Here is an 18984-nt window from a genome sequence, read left to right on the forward strand (position 1 = left end):
ATTTTGTTTTCAATATTTTGGACATATATTAGTTCAATATTTCTGTTTAACTTTTATAATTGAAAACAAAAACTATCTATAATAATAGATGATATTAGCAATTTAAAGAGCAATCCAATAGAAACTGCCCTTTTAAGTAAGACACAATACTTTCAAAAAGTAAAAGTTAGTAACCAATGTATAAGAAAAATCAAAAAACAAGATAACATTTCCTTCTGCTAGGATACATACTCATAACGTTATCATTAATATAAGAATTGAATGGAAAACGAATTTCAAGACGTTATGTCTCAACGGACTGACGAGGAATTAATAAAAATATTGACTGTAGATATAGGGAAATATAATCCTACAGCAATCGAAGCAGCGGAAATTGAAATAAAAACACGCACTATTGATAGTAGTCGATTTGAGGAAATAAAAGAAAAAGCAGCCACAGAAAAAATTGCTAAAGAAAATGTCAATTCAAACATTGTTAGTTCTGGAATTCGTTTTCTAAATTTATTAATTGACTCCATTATTTGCTATATCCTTATAATTATAGCTTTCTACTTTTTTGGTTTTGTTATTGCACCTATTATCACTACTACTAATAGTTTTATAATTATAATGATTAATTTAATTATAATATTTGGAACTTTTTTTGCTTACCATTCAATAATGGAAATCAAATTTCAAAAGACAATTGGTAAATTTATAACAAAAACAAAAGTTGTAAAATTAGATGGGAAAAAGCCTGATAATTCGGATATTATTGCACGGACTTTTTATAGGTTGATTCCTTTTGATAGAATCTCCTTTTTGTTTACAAAAAATGGAATTCACGATTATCTGTCAAAAACCAGTGTTATTAAGGATGCTACAGAATAAAAAAAACCTATGAAAGATATTAGAAGGAATGTAAGAATTATGTTCATAGTACTTGTAATATTCATATGTAACAAGTTTTTTTTAAGACCTTATGTGATTAAAAACGATTTTCCAGAGTTTCTTAATGTTTTCGTATTGTCATTTCCAAATCTATGTGAGGCTATTGTAGGTGGCTTATTGATTACTAACATAGGGCTTTTAGGTAAGCAGAGATTTCTTAAAACGAGTTCTAATATTACGGAAAATCACGTATATCTATTTGCTGTTCTAGTTACCGGATTATATGTATTGCTTCAAGAGTTTAAAATACATAATCTAGGTGGTAATAATGTATATGATCCATTCGATATCCTTTTTTCTATAATAGGATTAATTATAGTATCTTTCATTCTATTGTACTTCAAACCTGTTATCTCTATTCAAAAAAAGTAAAAAACAAATGACGAAGAACCAACAAAATAAGATACATCCAGATTTTCTTCGTTTCTTAGAATTAAAAGAACAGAATTTGATAGAACTATATAAAGACTTGAGAGCCTTTATAATGGATTTATATCCAGATACTAATGAATTACTATATCACACACACGCGCTAACATCTTTATATTCTATTTCCGAAAAAATGTCGGATGGCTTTTGTATGATACCTATTTATAACAATCATTTGAATTTAGGTTTTAACAAGGGCACTTTACTTACCGACAAACACAACTTACTTACAGGAACAGGAAAACTAATCAGACATATTCCTGTAAAAGAAATAAGGGATTATCGAAATGACAAAGTAAAAGATTTGGTTAAACTGGCAATTGATTTTGCCATCGAAGACATGGGCAAACCAACTAAATCTATCGGACAAACAATCTCGAAAATAAAAACCAATACTAAATAATGACAATTCGTAAGTTGTATATTTATAATACTCAGTGATTTTAGTCTAAAAACTTATAAAACCTGAGTAGGAATGTATGCGACTTAGTTATATTTTGATTCACCAGCATATCTATTAAGTCTTATTAGAAATAACAAAAAAATAAAATAAATGAGATTTATATTGGGCATATTAGTTATAACATTAATAAGTTGTGGCACAAAAAAACAACAGCAAGAACAACAATTTTTGAAAGATATTTCTATCAATCAAATTGACGGGAATGTTGAAGCCTTATTGGAAGATACTTTGATAAACTCTTTGTCCATAGGTATCTATTATAATGGAAAAGAAATAACCAAGCACTATGGTGAATTAGACAAGGGACAAAAAAACCAACCTACCAATAAAACCATTTATGAAATTGCTTCTGTAACTAAAACTTTTGTAGGTACCATTATTGCTCAAGCTGAAATTGAAGGAAAGCTATCAATTGAAGATGATATCCGAAAATATATTGGAAAACAATATAAAAATTTAGAATTTGAAACCAACCCAATAAGAATTAAACATCTACTCACTCATACAAGTGAACTACCCAGGTTCCTTCCAGAAAACATAAATGATTTGTTTACAAATATGGATGATGAACTACCATTTAAACTAGCAGAAATTGAGAAGGCATATTCAAAATCAAAATTCCTTAAAGATTTAGAAAACGTATCAATAACTGCCGCTCCTGGAACTAGGTTCGCTTACTCAAATGCAGATACAGAATTGGCCGCATATATACTGGAACAAATTTACAATAAATCATTTGATGAACTTCTTATTGAAACTATTTGTAAAAAAGCTAATATGCCAAATACCAGAATACGTCTAAATAGAAAACAAAAGGAAAATTTAGCAAATGGCTATTTTGGAGGTAGTGGTAGAATAGCTCCGCATATGAGTACCAGTTTGTGGGGAGCATCAGGAGCTGGGAAATCTACAATAGTTGATTTATTGAATTACATAAAATTACAATTAGATAAACAGAATAAACCAGTTCAGAAAACTCACCAAACTCTCTATGACAAAGAAATAATATTTGGAGATCCTGATAATAAAATTGGATATTTCTGGATAATCAATAAAGATGAAGATTTCGGAAAGTTTTTAAGTCATCATGGAGGAGCGAACGGAACTCAAAATTGGTTAGTTATATATCCAGAAATAGGTTTGGGAATTTCTATTATTAGTAACCAAGGACATTTTCAAACTGGTGGAAAACTATGGAATATAATAGAAGTAATAACTAATGAAATAAGAAAAAACCACAGTAAGGATTAAACATCAATAAGATAGATTTTTTTAATACTATTAACACATCAAGGTCATGATATAATAGTCGCTACAATAATTTAAAATATTAGTTGTTGTGCTACTGGCCATATGATACCTAGCTTGCAAAAACGACATTTATATTAACCAATCAGGTACGATATCTGGACAATATCACAGATTAGTTAGCAAAAGGTCGTTTACTTTACATAATTATCACATCTATAATTAAACCTTTTTATGTTTATCTGGTCTTACTACTAAACATTAAAACATTGTAGTATGAAAAGTATAAGAATCCAAAAACTAGCATTACCCTTCTTAGTAGTTATTTTCTTAATAGGAAGTAGCTTTACAACAAACGTTATAAAATGGGAACATTTAGGTACCAGAACTGTAAATTATAAAGTAGATAGAGATGTAATTAAGGTTACTGCAAAAGATGGTACATTTAAGAAATTAAAACTAAAGGTTACCAATGGCTCCCTAAATATGCACAGAATTGTTCTACAATATGGTAATGGAGAGAAACAAGTAATTAAAGTAAAAAAGAACTTTGCAAAAGGCGGAACTACCAGAGTTATTGACCTAAAAGGTAATAAACGAATTATAAGAGATATTACTTTTTTTTATGACACTAAGAACTTATCAAGAAAACGTGCAAAAGTTCATGTTTTTGGAAAACACTAGAAATTAAAACATACATCTAAGTCTACATTGGTTGGAGTACATCATACGTAAATTTATACCACTTCAACCAGACTTAGATCTAGTATCTTTTTTATTATTCAATCCTAATTTAATTGATAATATGCACACTTAAGATATGCTCCTTCAGGAAAACTAACTGGATGATCTACATCGTGATACGTTTTATCAAGTAGTGTAAAACTTCTTCCATAACCGGAAATATTATCTTCACAAATTTCAAAAAACTCCTCTGCCACTACTCTTGATGAACAAGAAGCTAAAACTAAAATTCCTTTTTTATGTACCAATTGTGCTCCTAGTTTAGCAAGTCTAACATAACTATTTTTCGCTTTGTTAATTTCACTTTCCCTTTTGGCAAAAGAAGGTGGATCGATTACCACAATATCAAATTTCTTTTTCTTGCTAATTAAGCCCTGTAACCCTTCGAAAGCATCAGCAACCATTATAGTATGTCTTCCTGAATGCGTATTTAAAGAAGCGTTATCCTTTGCCATTTCTAGAGCTTGTCTACTGATATCTATACTTACAACCTCTTTTGCTTTACCTGCTAAGGCATGGACGGAAAAACCTCCTGCATACGAGAACACATCTAACACAGTCTTTCCTTTAGAAAGATCTCCTACTTTTTTACGATTATGTCGGTGATCCAGAAAATATCCAGTTTTATGTCCTTTAATCACATTAGCAGAAAATAATACACCATGTTCTTTAAAAACGACCACTTCTTTTTCTAAGCTTCCATAAATTATACTACCATCCTCTAAATTGTATGTTTGGCTTTCGGTTTGTAAAGATCTACTTAATCTCAGTACAACAGTTTTACATCCTGATTGCTGTATCAAATGAGGAACAATCCAATTTAGATAAGGAAACCAAATATGCGAATACAGTTTTACAACCAAAACCGAATCATAAACATCAGCTATAAAACCTGGCATTTGATCATTCTCCCCAAACAATAACCTATAGCTATTAGTAGCTGTTTCTAATAAAGGTTTTCTTATTGATTTCGCTTGTGTGATTCTATTGTTAAACCACTCACTATTGATCTGCGCAGCTTTTTTAAACTGAATAATTTTTATTCTTATTGGAGAATATGGGTCATATAATCCAATAGCTAATATTGTATTCTTTTTGTTATCGTATATTATTGCTAAGTCACCTGCCTTACCTTTTATACTTTGTTTAAGAATACTCTTTTCAAAAATCCATGGATGTCCACGCTTAACCATCTTTTCTGCAGAAGGTTTAAGCTTTATTGCTATTCTTTGAGTCTTGATATCAGGAACTATATTCATAATATGCAAGAATAATACTATTTTTTAGCTTATGAGAATTATAACAAATAAAAACGGGACTGTTTATACAAACAATCCCGTTTAACCAAAACTTTTTAGAATACAAACCTTTAACAGGCCTGACATCTTACTTTAGGTTTAAGAGATTTTTCACGTGTAATACATTCGTTGGTCATAGAAAACATGAATTTCAAATCAAGTCTGGTTTACAAGTTAAAAGTAAGGTATTTATATAACTTACGGCTGCGTGTAAACCTCAAAAAAAGTGGAGTAAAATAGTCCTATTACCTTATAAAATTAGAAAAGCGCTCATCCCAAGTAGTATCAGGATAAACGCTTAAAAGATATCGTTCGAACTTGTAATTATTTAGTAAAGTAAATCTCGCTTTTTGATTGCCAGTTAAAAATAAATACTTTTCTTAAAAAGCACTTATCCTAAGATGTATCAGGATAAACCCTCTTTTCAGTATTTATTCAACTTTTGGTTTATCTGGTAAAAGATATTGTTGATTTCTTTACTGTTTACACCTATATGACGAACATTGTTAGATTTTGTTACATTTTTATTTTATTTATTTTCAAAGTAAGTATCTAAAAACCAGAAACAACCAATAAAAACAGTACATTCCAGCTATTAATTATTTTTTAAAAAATTCAAATTAATTTTTCTTTCAAATATAAGAACCGGCTAAAAAAGAGTTGTCAAAAAAAAAAAATGACTATAATTTCTTAGCATTCTTTACTTTGCTTTTGGTCAATGCTAGTTCTAATACTTCACTCATTTCTTTTACATAATGAAATTTTAGTCCTTTAAGATATTCAGGTTTTATTTCGTCTATATCTCTTTTATTGTCTTCGCAAAGTAATATTTCTTTAATATGTGCTCTTTTTGCTGCAAGGATTTTTTCTTTAATCCCTCCTACCGGTAATACTTTACCTCTTAAGGTAATTTCACCTGTCATAGCAATACTCTTCTTCACTTTTCTTTGGGTAAATAATGACACCAATGAAGTTAACATTGTTATTCCCGCACTTGGTCCATCTTTTGGTGTTGCACCTTCAGGAACATGAATGTGTACATTATAATTACCAAAAATCTCTTGATTAACCCCTAATACATCTGCATTTGCCTTGATATATTCCATTGCAATGGTAGCAGATTCTTTCATTACTTTCCCTAAATTTCCAGTAATGGTAAGGTTACCTTTCCCTTTAGAAAGAATCGATTCAATAAATAAAATATCACCTCCAACACTTGTCCAAGCTAAACCTGTTACCACACCAGCCACTTCGTTATTTTCATACTTGTCTCGCTCTAATCTAGGAACTCCAAGTACCTCAATAACATCGTCATTGCTAACTTTTACATTATATGATTCTTCCATTGCAATGTTCTTAGCTGCGTATCGCACCATTTTTGCAATCTGTTTTTCTAAACCACGAACACCTGATTCTCTTGTATATCCTTCTACAATTTTTTCTAATTGAGCTTTTCCAATTTTAAGATGAGATTTATCCAATCCGTGCTCAACTAATTGTTTAGGGAGTAAGTGTTGTTTTGCTATTTCTACTTTTTCTTCTATGGTATATCCTGTCACATTAATGATTTCCATACGATCACGTAATGCCGGTTGTATGGTATTCAGACTATTAGAGGTTGCAATAAACATTACCTTAGAAAGATCAAATCCCATTTCTAAGAAATTATCGTGGAATTCAGAGTTTTGCTCAGGATCCAAGACCTCTAACAATGCAGAAGAAGGATCTCCTTGGTTACCAACAGAAAGTTTATCAATTTCATCTAAAACAAACACAGGATTACTAGTTCCTGCTTTTTTAAGACTTTGAATGATTCTACCAGGCATAGCTCCGATATATGTTTTTCTATGCCCTCTAATCTCTGCTTCGTCACGTAATCCTCCTAATGAAATACGTACATATTCTCTACCCAATGCTTCTGCAATTGATTTGCCTAAAGAAGTTTTACCAACTCCAGGAGGCCCATAAAGACATAATATTGGGGATTTCATATCATTACGAAGCTTCAGAACAGCTAGGTATTCGATAATACGTTTTTTTACTTCATCTAAACCATAATGATCACGATCTAGAATTTTCTTAGCACGTTTCAGGTCGAATTTATCTTTACTAAATTCATTCCATGGTAAATCAAGAAATAAATCAAGATAATTACGTTGAATAGAATACTCCGCTACCTGAGGATTCATACGACGCATTTTAGACAATTCTTTATCAAAATGTTTCTTTATATCCTCATCCCATTTTTTATCTATACTACGAGCATAAATTTCCTCTATTTCATCTTCATGAGAAACTCCTCCAAGTTCCTCCTGGATTGTTTTCATTTGCTGGTGCAAAAAATATTCTCGTTGTTGTTGGCTCATATCATGTTGAACCTTATTCTGAATATCGTTTCTAAGTTCCAATTTCTGAAACTCCAGATTCATATATTTCAACGTAGCAAGTGCTCTGTCTTTTATATCATCAATTTCCAGTATTTTTTGTTTCTCATCAACTGGCAAATTAAGGTTTGAAGAAACAAAGTTGATCAGAAAAGAATTACTCTCTATATTTTTTATTGCAAAAGATGCTTCAGATGGAATATTAGGACTTTCTTTAATAATTTCTAGAGCTAGGTCCTTAATTGAATCAATAATTGTATTAAACTCTTGATTTTCTGTAGAAGGTCTAGTTTCAGGTACCTCAGAAATTTTTGCTCTGATATAAGGTTCTTCTTCTAAAATTTCATCAATTTTAAATCTCTTTTTTCCTTGCAGAATAACTGTTGTATTTCCGTCAGGCATCTTAAGAACTCTTAAGATTCTAGCCACTACACCAACTTTATTTATATCCTTTGATGTTGGATTCTCTACCTCTTCTTCTTTCTGAGATACTACACCAATAGTCTTATTACCGTTATTAGCTTCATTAAGAAGTTTTATTGATTTGTCTCGTCCTGCGGTAATAGGGATTACCACACCAGGAAATAGCACTGTATTTCTTAATGGCAATATAGGTAACGTCTCTGGTAATTCTTCTTTATGTATTTCTTCTTCATCTTCAGGTGTCATTAAAGGTATTAATTCTGCGTCTTCATTTATTCCTTGAAATGACAAACTGTCAAGAGTTGTTAATTTGGATTTCGTCATAAGTATATATCAAAGTCATTTTGTCATTAAGTCAAAATAACATGCTTTAAAAATTTAATAAAACTGAATTTAGAATAGATAATATTAACAAAATAAGTCATTTATACCTGATTCTACTTAGATAAGTCAATTGTTATGCCATAAACTTTAAAAAAATATTTTTAAAACTGTAACAAAACATATCAATCTATATCTTTATATAAAGTAAACTGAAGTTTTTGACACTAACCAAACTAAATACCGAGCAACTCGTAGAAAGATGCCGTAAATGCGATCAGGGAGCGCAGATGGAAATTTATAATCGATACTATAAAGCAATGTATAATACCGCTTTTAGGATTATAAAAGATTCAGCAGAAGCTGAAGACATTATGCAGGAAGCTTTCTTAACAGCATTTACAAAGTTATCGATGCTAGAAGATGGTAAAGTATTTGGATCCTGGTTAAAAAGGATAGTTGTCAATTCGAGTCTTACAATATCTCGTAAGCGTACTATTTATGGTGAGGTCCCTTTAGAAACCGTAGAATATGCACTTACAGATGAAACAGAAGGGGTTGTAAGAGAGGATTTGACTAGTGTTAAGGCAAATGCAGTTTTAGATACATTAAAAGAACTAAAAGAAAGTTATAGTACTGCTTTATCATTACACCTAATAGAAGGCTATGATTACGAGGAGATCTGTGAAATTTTGAATATATCATATTCCAATTGTCGTACACTCATTTCTCGCGCGAAAGAAAGTTTACGAAAAAAATTACTAGTTGCATGAAAACCGAAGATGAAATAGAAAAATTATTTGAACGCATGGAAAATCAACTTGATGTATTTGAACCATCAGCTGATCATAAAGTACGTTTTTTAGAAAAATTACAGGAACAAAACAAAGTAGTTCCCCTAAAACCTAAGAAGCGAAATTGGATTAGACCATTAGCTATAGCTGCTTCTATTGCAATACTCATAGGTATGGTATCTGTAGCTCCTATATTTAAAACGCATGATGAAGCTGATTTAGCAAGTGTTTCTCCACAAATGGAGGACACCCAAAATTTCTTTACAGTTGCTATTAAAACGCAGTTAGAAGAAATAGACAAAAATTCATCGGCAGAAACAACCGAACTAGTTGAAGATGCGATGAAACAATTAGAAAAATTAGAATTGAGTTATGAAATTCTAAAAAAAGATCTAGTAGAAAGTAGCAATGATAAAAGAGTAATCAGCGCGATGATTAAAAACTTTCAGAAACGTGCTTCATTACTAGAAGAAGTGTTAGAAAAAATTAACAACGTCAACAAATTAAAATTATCAGAAAATGAAACCAATATACTATAATATAATCTGTTTATTATTTCTTGTACCTTTCGTTTCCTTTGGAAATGGGGATACCAAGATGAAAGGAAAATATACTAAAGAAAAATCTCTTAATAAAGAATTTTCTGTGGATAGTGATGCTTTATTAAAAATAAGAAATGATTATGGAAACCTCGATATAACTTCTTGGGATCAGAACAGAATTGTAATGGAAATTAACATTAAAGTTAATGGAAATGATGAAGAAAAAGTAATCAAAAAATTAGAAAGTATCGATGTAGTTTTTGAAGCTTCTTCTCAATTAGTAAGTGCTAAAACAACCTTTGACAAAGATGGTAAATCTTGGTGGTCCAAATTCTCTGATGGTTGGGGTGGAAATAATTTAAAAATGGAAATTAAGTACACTGTTAAAGTTCCTGCTACCAATAGCGTTGATCTTAACAATGATTATGGAAGTATTACACTAGACAAAATTAAAGGTAGTGCAAAAATAAACTGTGACTATGGACAGATAATTATTGGAGAGTTATTAGGGAATGAGAATTACGTTAACATCGATTACACAAATAATAGTACCATAAGGTATATGAAAAACGGAAAAATCAACGCCGATTATTCTGATTTCACCTTAGAAAAAGGTGGCGAAATAATGCTAAATGCTGATTATACAAAATCCAAGATAAAGTCCGTTAAGGGGCTTAATTATAACTGTGATTATGGAAGTTTAAAAGTAGACAATGTTGGGTTTTTTAAAGGAAATGGAGATTATCTTGACACCGATATTGGTAATGTAAGTAATTCGGTAAGTATTAATTCTGATTATGGTTCTATTAACATTAAAAATTTAGAGTCTACAACAAAAAATGTAACCATAAGAACCGATTACACTGGTGTAAGTATAGGATATGATTCTAATTTAAATTTTGATTTTGACATCAAAACATCATATGGAGGTATAACTCTCAGCGACGATATCAATGTTATGAAAAAGAACAAGCAAAATTCTAGTAAAGACTATCAAGGATATCACGGTCAAAAAAATAGTGGGAATTTAATCAATATCTCTACCAGTTATGGTAGTGTGAAACTAAGAAAAAATTAATCATCAAATATTCAATCAATTATGAAAACAGTAACAGTAATTTTAAGTATAGCCTTACTAAGTGTATCCTCGCTGCACGCTCAATGGTGGGGAAACGGCAACAAAGTAGAAGGAAATGGTAATGTCGTAACCAAAACCAGAAATCTATCTAGTTATGATCAAGTAAAATTAAAAGGTAGTCTTGATGTAGCATTGGTATCAGGAACAGAAGGAAACATCAAAATCGAAGCAGAAAGTAACTTAATCAAACATATCGTTACAGAAGTTGAAGGTGATATATTAAAAATCTATGTGGAGAAGAACTATTATCTTAAGCCAAGTAGAAATAAGATAATACTTATTACCGTACCTTTTAAGGATATTTCTAAGGTAAGTTTATCAGGATCTGGAGACATCTATTCGGAAGATGTTATTAAGGCAAATTCATTTGAGACAAGAGTTTCAGGTTCAGGAGATGTTCGCTTACATGTAGAAGCAAATGAATTAGAAGGTTCTGTCTCTGGTAGCGGAGATCTAACATTAAAAGGTTCGACAGAAAACCTAGAATTCAATGTCACTGGCTCTGGAGATGTAAGAGCATATGAATTAAGAGCAAAGAATGTAGATGCATCAGTTACTGGTTCTGGAGATATCAAATTAACATCTACACATTCCTTAAAAGCTCGTGTAACCGGTTCTGGAGATATTGATTATAAAGGAAATCCAGAAAAAGAAGATAAAAAAGTTTCTGGATCAGGAGATATTACAGGACATTAAAAGAAGCATATTTCAATAATCCGAAAACTGCTTAGGAGGTTTTACTTCTTAGGCAGTTTTTTTTACGTCTAATAATCTTTACTTTTGTAAGTAACTTGTAGTAAGTTATAAAAAACACTCATATTAAATTAAAGTTCATATCTTTAGTTGACCCCAAAACAAGAACGAACACCTTGCAATTTTTATCAAAAAAAGAAATTCATCTTAGAGAAATCCTGCCAGAAGGCTATGTGGATATTCATTCTCATTTATTACCTGCCATAGATGATGGAGTAAAAACGGTATATCAATCCGCTTACATTATTGAACAATTTGAAAAATTAGGGGTTAAAAAAATCATTACCACACCGCATATAATGCAAGAAGTATGGCCAAATACATCGGAGACTATTCGAACTAAACATACGGAAATGCAAAAAGCATTATCCTCTCTTGATATAAACGTAACATTAGAGGCAAGTGCTGAATATATGCTGGATGATTTATTTTACAAAAGAATAAAAGAAAAAGATATTATCCCTTTACACCAAAGGTATCTCTTAGTAGAAATGTCCACCTTTAATCCTCCTATTAATTTAAATGAAATTCTTTTCGAAATTAAATTAGCAGGGTTCACTCCTATTCTGGCTCATCCCGAACGGTATTCTTTTTATAAAGATGATATTAATAAATTTATACAATTAAAAGAATCTGGTTTTTTATTTCAACTTAATCTGCTTTCAATGTCCGGATATTATGGAGAAAAAGTAAAAAACATGGCTGCAAAGTTACTTACCGAAAAGCTTTTTGATTTTGCTGGTTCAGATGTACATAATTACCAACAGTTCGAAACATTAGAAAAAGGATTTATACCAAAGTACGCAAAAGAAATTTCTAAATTAATGAGACAAAATTGTTCTTTTAGTTAATCTTTTGCTCCATATCCATAACCGTATCCATAACCAACTTTATCACCAGCTGCATTAAGAAGTACTGCCATATTAGGTAAACGCTTTTCTCTATAGAAATTCTCAGGAACCTGCAGAATTCTTTTGTCAGAATAATTCTCTCTTACAATATAGATACTTAAATCTGCAAAATGTCCAATTAACAAAGTATCTGTAACAAGACTTACAGGAGCTGTATCGACTACTATATAGTCATAATTCTCTCCTAAATACTCAAACATCTCTTTTACCCTATCATTCATAAGAAGTTCAGCAGGGTTTGGTGGAATAACACCCGAAGGTACTACAAAAAGAGGATCATTTTCACCTTGTTCATATATTACATCTTCAGGTTTAATATCCAAATTCATAATGAAATTAGTGAAACCTGGAGTATCTTTTCCTTTTGGAAGTTCAAAGAAATTATGAAATTTAGGGTCACGAAAATCTGTTCCTAGGTATGCTATTTTCTTTCCAGAAATAGCTAATGTTTTTGCCAAGTTTGATGAAACTAACGTTTTACCTTCTCCAGAAATCGTAGAGGTTACAAATATAACCTTACCTGTTTCTTTATTAGTTCCGGCCATTAAAAATCCTAAATTCGTTCTAAGAATTCTAAAAGCTTCTGCTACAGATGATCTACTATTTCTGGAAACAATAATTTTACTTTTCTTACTTTTAGTTCTAGGTATAGCACCTAGAATTGGCATAGAAAGTGCTCTTTCGAGATCTTCTCGAGAATTCACCTTAGTATTAAATAAATCCTTTAGATAAATAGTTAAAAACGGTAATGCTAGCCCGAAAAATATTGCACCAAAAAAGATCATTTTCTTATTTGGAGAAACTGGATATGAACCTAATGTAGAGGCTCTATCAATTACACGCGCATTAGACAATGTTATATGACTTGTAATTTCTGCTTCTTCACGTTTTTGTAATAAATAAAGATATAATTGCTCTTTAATTCCTTGTTCACGACCTATTGCGGTTAATTCTTTCTGTCTTAGTGGAGCATTATATAATTTCCCACTAAAGTATTTATCCTGAGTCCTTAAACTGTTTAAACTAATATTAATAGAGCTTTTTGCGCCGTTTAAACTTGCTATTAATCCTTGTCGTAATGAACCAATTTGCTCATCTATATTTACAACTACAGGATTTTGTTCACTTGATGATTTTAATAATCTCTTTCGCTGTCTTATTAACCCATTATATCTTGCTACAGTAGATGTTACAGAAGGATCATCAAATCCAAGTGTAGAAGGTAATATATCATATTTACCATCTTGACTAAGAACAAAACGTCTTGTAGATTCGATTTTTCTTACTTGTGTTTCTAGTCTATTAATTTCTTGAATATTTCTGGAATCTATATCAGCTACACGCTGAGTTTGTGCAGATACATCATTAGTTAATCCAAATTTAGACTTATATCCTGCTGCTTCATCATCAACTTCGGATAAATCTCCTGAAATAAGTTCTAACCTTTCATTAATAAATCCAGCCGTTCTAGCAGAAGTTAGTTTCTTATTTTCAATAGTAGATTTATTATATTCTTCTACCAAATCATTAATAATATCCTTAGCTTTTTCTTTTACCGGATCATTTAGAGATAATTTAACGATAGAAGATCCTTTACCAATAGTAATAACCGATAACTTGTTTCTATAACTTTGCGCGACTATGTTAACAGGAGTGATTTTAATATGAATAACCGTTCCTTTCTTAGATTCAATGCCTTCTACACTAGGAGTTATTACAATATCTCCCACACTTGTATTTATTGTTTTACCGAAGGAATGATCACTTAATTTTGTTCCTTCTTTATCAACAAAAGAAAAAGAAGTTTCTGAATTGATAAGTACTCTAAAGCTCTTTGATTTAGTATGTACAACGGAATCCGCTGACAAAAAATTAATTTCTATCAAAGATTTTGGATAATTCTCAGCCTCAAGAACTCTCCCTTTTGTAAAATACTGAACATTAAGCTTTAAGTTATTAACAACATTGGTAAGTAATGTTCTTGATTTTATAATCTGAATCTCGTTTTCGATTTTATTTTGGCTATCATCCAATAACCCTAAATCTTTAAAAGCCGATAATTCTGATTCACTAACACTTTCTTCCTGAGAAATCAGTATGGTTCCTGATACATTATATTGTGGAATTGTATATCGTATATGCAGATATGCCAATGTACCAAAAACTACAACACTCAGCACAAACCAATACCAATTTTTTACATATTTTAGAATTTCATCTCTAAAATTGAAGCTTGATTTTGGAGGACTTACAAAAATGCTATTATCAGAATTATTATCAGAAATCATAAATTTTCTATCTTAAAATAAGTGCCAATGCAGCTAAACCTACACTTACTACACTCAAAACAATTCCAATCGTATTATCTCTTCCTTTAGAAACCTTTATTCTAGCATCATTAGGCTCTACATACAATACATCATTCTGAGCCAAATAATAAACTGGCGAATCAAAAATAGATTTAGAAGTAAGATCTACCTTATGATAGGTATTAACCCCATCATTTTCACGAATCACCATTACATTACCTCTTTTCCCCATAATAGTTAGGTCTCCTGCTAAACCGATAGCTTCAATAATCGTTACCCTTTCATTAGGAATTGTAAAAGAACCTGGTTGGCTTACTTCACCAATAACTGTAATTTTAAAATTCTTAAGTCTAACATTAACAATAGGATCTTTGATGTATATTTTTAGCTTTTCCTTCAGCATATCTTTGATCTGCACCCTAGTCAAACCAGATATCTTTAATTTTCCTAATACCGGAAAATCGATATTTCCTTCTTCATCAATAAGATAGGTTGGCTCTACTCCTCCATTTCCACCAGAACTGGCACCAATATCTCCAGTAGGAGATGGTAAACTAGCTCCTTGCATTAGATTAAAAGGTCTTGCGGCATCCATATCAGTAGCTGAGACCAAAATACTTACAACATCATCCACTTTAAAAACTGGAGTAAATGAATTTGTAGAGTTAATTTTTTCTAAGTTCTGAGAATCCTGAAAATACACAACATCTGTAGGTGTTTTACAAGAAAAAATAATTGTTGATAGTACCAACAATAGTAAAAATTTGTATGAATGCATATTATAAATGCTTTAGGATATTTCAATCAACGAACAAAAGTATAATAATAATCTCGTTTATTATAACTATTTTAAAAAGAAGACTAAACTAGTACTTTCTGTTCCTTATTATTGGTTTCATTGTTCTTGATATCGATACTTTCGAAGGCAGAGTTCTTAGATATAAATTCTGGTACGATTTCCTTAAGTTTTCCAACAATTTTATGATCTTGATTGAACAAATTCATAATACATAGATCATCGATCTTATCCATAACTAATGGACAATCAGCGTCATCAAATTTGCTGATCATGATTTTCTTATGGTATGTTGGTAAGGTATTCTCTGTATCAGCTAAAAGTTCTTCGTATAGTTTTTCACCAGGTCTTAATCCTGTTATTTCTATATCAATATCATTAGGATAATTAAGTCCAGATAATCTAATCATTTTTTGAGCTAAATCAAATATTTTTACTGACTCACCCATATCAAAAATAAAAATCTCTCCTCCATTACCCATTGTTCCAGCTTCAATAACTAATTGAGAAGCTTCAGGTATTGTCATAAAGAAACGAGTAACATCTTTATGAGTAACTGTAAGTGGTCCTCCTTTGTCAATCTGTTTTTTGAACAAAGGAATTACAGAACCATTTGATCCTAAAACATTTCCAAACCTTGTTGTAATAAATTTAGTCTTACTTGTTCTATGTAGACATTTTATATACATCTCAGCAACTCTCTTAGTAGCACCCATTACATTTGTAGGGTTTACTGCTTTATCCGTTGATACAAAAACGAATTTATCTACACCATACTCCGATGATAAATCTGCTAATTTCCTTGTACCCAGAACGTTTATCTTAATAGCTTCACAAGGATTATTTTCCATTAATGGTACGTGCTTATACGCAGCTGCATGAAATACCATATTAGGTGTAAAACGTTCAAAAATAGTTTCAATACGTTGATGATCTCTAATATCAGCAACAATTGGCGTAAAATTACTAACTCCTTTACTCAAGAGTTCTTGTTGAAGATCATATAAAGGTGATTCTGCCTGATCCACTAACACCAAATGCTTATAATCATAAAAAGAAGCTTGTCTAACTATTTCACTTCCTATTGATCCTGCAGCACCAGTAATTAATATCACTTTATCCTGAAGTTCTTTTTTGATATTTTGATTTTCTAAAGCAATAGGAGCTCTATCTAATAAATCTTCAATCTGAATTGGCTTAATCTGAGAAACATTTAATTTACCATCAATCCAATCATTTATAGCTGGTATAATCTTCACCTTCACTGATAGCTTAAGTAAATTATCAGAAATTTCAGATAAACGCTGTTTTTCTATATGAGGAATTGACACAATGATCTCAGTGACATTATGTTTTGTAATATAATTCTGTGTAATGATTTTAGATTTAAATACTGTAATACCATTGATTGTTTTTCCAACTTTCTGTGGATTATCATCTATGAAACCAACTACGGTTACAGATTTATGAGAATCATTAGTGATTGCAGCTAATGTAATCAAACCAGAGTCTCCTGCTCCATAAATCATAACTCTAGAAGAATCTCCTAGTTTTGATTTAATATAATGATAGCAATATTTAAATACTAAACGACTAGTGGTAAGCGTAATAATATTTAGTAGATAATGAACACATATAATAGATACAGGAATATTAAGAAGCTCAGGTATTAACGATAACCTACTAGAAACCATCAATGCCCCGCTTAATGATATCAAAACAGTTACAGCCAAAAAGAGATTATAAGCATCTCTCATACCCGTATGTCTTACAACTCCTTTATAAGAACCTATCATTAAAAAACTAATCCCTGCTAAAATTGTCATTACTGGAATTTGGTATACCAAATTAGTAACCTCAAAATCCAGTGTAATACCAAATCTAACTACATATGCCAAAAAGAAGTTTAAAATAGTAATTGCAATATCGATAGATAATACAAGCCATTTAGATGCATGCTTATGCGAGTTATTAATTATATAATCCTTTATCATCTCAATATATTTTTAATTACCGATACAATTCTAAATAAATCTTCTTCTTCAAGGTTAGACCCGCTGGGTAAGCAAAGTCCTCGATCAAATAGGTCATCAGAAATTCCATTGAGGTAAGCATCACAATCCGCAAAAACAGGTTGGAGATGCATGGGTTTCCATAGTGGTCGGGATTCTATGTTTTCTTCGGCTAATGCTAACCTTAACCCTTCTCTTAATTCATAAGAAGTAGTTTCTATACAGGTTAACCATCTGTTAGAATGAAAACCGGTAGGCTCTACCAAAAATTTAATTTCAGTAGAGTCTCCCAAATTATTTTTATAAAAATTAAAATTATTCCGTCTATTGTTTACGTGTTTTTCTAATACTTCCATTTGACCTCTACCAATTCCAGCAATAATATTGCTCATTCTATAGTTATGCCCTATTTCAGTATGTTCATAATGTGGTGCATTATCTCTTGCTTGTGTTGCAAGGAAAATAGCTTTTTCTTTATGTTCTAGTTTTTTCGCTACTAATGCTCCTCCTCCTGAAGTAGTAATAATTTTATTACCATTAAAAGAAAGTATCGCGATATCTCCAAAAGTTCCACAGTTAACACCGTGATAGGAACTTCCTAATGATTCTGCACTATCTTCTAAAACAGGAATTTTGTATTCTGATGCTATTTTGTGAATCGCATCTACATTATATGGCATACCATATAAGTGCACAGCAATAATAGCTTTTGGTTTTTTTCCTTTAGCGATTCTATCTTTTATAGCCAATTCTAATTGTTCAGGACAGATATTCCATGTCTGTGCTTCACTATCAATAAAGACTGGCTTTGCTCCCAGATACACAATAGGATTTGCAGAAGCTGCGAAGGTCATAGTTTGACACAACACTTCATCCCCTCGTGTTACACCTAAAAGTTTAAGACCTAAATGTAAAGATGCGGTACCAGAACTTAGTGCCGCTGCATGACAATTACTCCCTAGATAATTCTCAATATCTTTTTCAAAACCATCCACATTTGGCCCTAATGGTGCAACCCAATTAGTCTCAAAAGCTTCCTTAATATAACTTTGCTCCGTTCCCCCCATATGTGGTGAAGAAAGCCATATTTTCTTGGATTTTACTGTATTCATAATTTTCCCCTGTTAATTATTGAACAATACTTTATCCTCAATAATTGTAACAAAATTGTTACAATTGCTGACATTCTTTTTCATGACAATCTAATAAAATGTTAGGAAGAAGGGGGTAGCACTTCCAAAAATTGTATTTTACTCTTACTTGCTTTAACCGATGCTAAAATAGTTCAGTTACATTTAATATCATCGGAAAAACTATTTTTTTAGATAGAATACTTAAAAAAGGCGTTTAACAGCATAACTACTTCCTAATAAACCCTTAAACAAGGGGTTTACCGTAAGAAAAGTACTATATATCTCAACTATAAATACAAGTAAAAACCTACAAAAGGATTCATTTTGTTTAACTAATCTTGTATAAACTACACTTT

The 18984-nt window shown here is 31.1% G+C and carries 16 protein-coding genes; 10 read left to right on the forward strand and 6 right to left on the reverse strand.

Features of this window, described 5'->3' with window-relative positions; all coding sequences use genetic code 11:
- The first annotated feature begins 261 nt into the window (after positions 1–261).
- From Q0975_RS11870 to Q0975_RS11890, 5 genes are all read left to right on the forward strand, one after another.
- A complete protein-coding gene (locus Q0975_RS11870; protein WP_299436870.1) occupies positions 262–870 on the forward strand; it encodes an RDD family protein in 609 nt (202 codons plus the stop codon).
- Between the two features lie 9 nt (positions 871–879).
- The gene (locus tag Q0975_RS11875; RefSeq protein WP_299436872.1) at positions 880–1302 is read left to right on the forward strand and encodes a hypothetical protein; all 423 of its coding nucleotides are present in this window, start codon (positions 880–882) and stop codon (positions 1300–1302) included.
- Between the two features lie 7 nt (positions 1303–1309).
- Entirely contained in the window at positions 1310–1762 is a 453-nt protein-coding gene (locus Q0975_RS11880) for a DUF1801 domain-containing protein (RefSeq protein WP_299436874.1), read from the forward strand.
- A gap of 150 nt (positions 1763–1912) precedes the next feature.
- Positions 1913–3073: a serine hydrolase domain-containing protein gene (locus Q0975_RS11885; protein ID WP_299436876.1), complete on the forward strand. Its 1161-nt coding sequence runs from the start codon at positions 1913–1915 to the stop codon at positions 3071–3073.
- A gap of 273 nt (positions 3074–3346) precedes the next feature.
- The gene (locus tag Q0975_RS11890) at positions 3347–3754 is read left to right on the forward strand and encodes a DUF2541 family protein (RefSeq protein ID WP_299436878.1); all 408 of its coding nucleotides are present in this window, start codon (positions 3347–3349) and stop codon (positions 3752–3754) included.
- Between the two features lie 104 nt (positions 3755–3858).
- Here the strand turns inward: Q0975_RS11890 and Q0975_RS11895 are convergent, their stop codons facing one another.
- Both Q0975_RS11895 and lon read right to left on the reverse strand, forming a co-directional pair.
- Positions 3859–5073, reverse strand: coding sequence for a class I SAM-dependent rRNA methyltransferase (locus Q0975_RS11895; RefSeq protein WP_299436880.1), 1215 nt, complete (start codon positions 5071–5073; stop codon positions 3859–3861).
- A 719-nt stretch (positions 5074–5792) separates the two neighbouring features.
- Positions 5793–8243, reverse strand: coding sequence for an endopeptidase La (lon, locus tag Q0975_RS11900; RefSeq protein WP_299436882.1), 2451 nt, complete (start codon positions 8241–8243; stop codon positions 5793–5795).
- Positions 8244–8461: 218 nt separating this feature from the next.
- Here lon and Q0975_RS11905 point away from each other — a divergent pair, with 218 nt between their 5' ends.
- The 5 genes from Q0975_RS11905 to Q0975_RS11925 all read left to right on the forward strand — a co-directional run bounded on the left by Q0975_RS11905 (position 8462) and on the right by Q0975_RS11925 (position 12318).
- Entirely contained in the window at positions 8462–9013 is a 552-nt protein-coding gene (locus Q0975_RS11905; RefSeq protein WP_299436884.1) for an RNA polymerase sigma factor, read from the forward strand.
- Positions 9010–9573 (forward strand): hypothetical protein, encoded by a 564-nt coding sequence (locus tag Q0975_RS11910; protein WP_299436886.1) that lies wholly within the window; start codon positions 9010–9012, stop codon positions 9571–9573. Before Q0975_RS11905 ends, Q0975_RS11910 begins: the two co-directional genes overlap by 4 nt.
- Complete coding sequence (locus Q0975_RS11915) at positions 9554–10654, forward strand: hypothetical protein (protein ID WP_299436888.1); 1101 nt, start codon at positions 9554–9556, stop codon at positions 10652–10654. Before Q0975_RS11910 ends, Q0975_RS11915 begins: the two co-directional genes overlap by 20 nt.
- A 21-nt stretch (positions 10655–10675) precedes the next feature.
- The gene (locus Q0975_RS11920; RefSeq protein WP_299436890.1) at positions 10676–11410 is read left to right on the forward strand and encodes a head GIN domain-containing protein; all 735 of its coding nucleotides are present in this window, start codon (positions 10676–10678) and stop codon (positions 11408–11410) included.
- Positions 11411–11583: 173 nt separating this feature from the next.
- Positions 11584–12318, forward strand: coding sequence for a CpsB/CapC family capsule biosynthesis tyrosine phosphatase (locus Q0975_RS11925; RefSeq protein WP_299436892.1), 735 nt, complete (start codon positions 11584–11586; stop codon positions 12316–12318).
- On the opposite strand, the gene Q0975_RS11930 is transcribed toward Q0975_RS11925, so the two are convergent.
- From Q0975_RS11930 to Q0975_RS11945, 4 genes are all read right to left on the reverse strand, one after another.
- Positions 12315–14666: a tyrosine-protein kinase gene (locus tag Q0975_RS11930; protein WP_299436893.1), complete on the reverse strand. Its 2352-nt coding sequence runs from the start codon at positions 14664–14666 to the stop codon at positions 12315–12317. The genes Q0975_RS11925 and Q0975_RS11930 overlap by 4 nt on opposite strands.
- A 7-nt stretch (positions 14667–14673) precedes the next feature.
- Positions 14674–15465, reverse strand: coding sequence for a polysaccharide biosynthesis/export family protein (locus Q0975_RS11935; RefSeq protein ID WP_299436895.1), 792 nt, complete (start codon positions 15463–15465; stop codon positions 14674–14676).
- Between the two features lie 83 nt (positions 15466–15548).
- Positions 15549–17477, reverse strand: coding sequence for a nucleoside-diphosphate sugar epimerase/dehydratase (locus tag Q0975_RS11940; RefSeq protein ID WP_299436896.1), 1929 nt, complete (start codon positions 17475–17477; stop codon positions 15549–15551).
- A complete protein-coding gene (locus Q0975_RS11945; protein ID WP_299436898.1) occupies positions 17474–18607 on the reverse strand; it encodes a DegT/DnrJ/EryC1/StrS family aminotransferase in 1134 nt (377 codons plus the stop codon). The genes Q0975_RS11940 and Q0975_RS11945 overlap by 4 nt, the downstream gene beginning before the upstream one ends.
- Positions 18608–18984 lie beyond the last annotated feature (377 nt).

The sequence above is a fragment of the uncultured Aquimarina sp. genome (genome assembly GCF_947500065.1).
Taxonomy (GTDB): Bacteria; Bacteroidota; Bacteroidia; order Flavobacteriales; family Flavobacteriaceae; genus Aquimarina.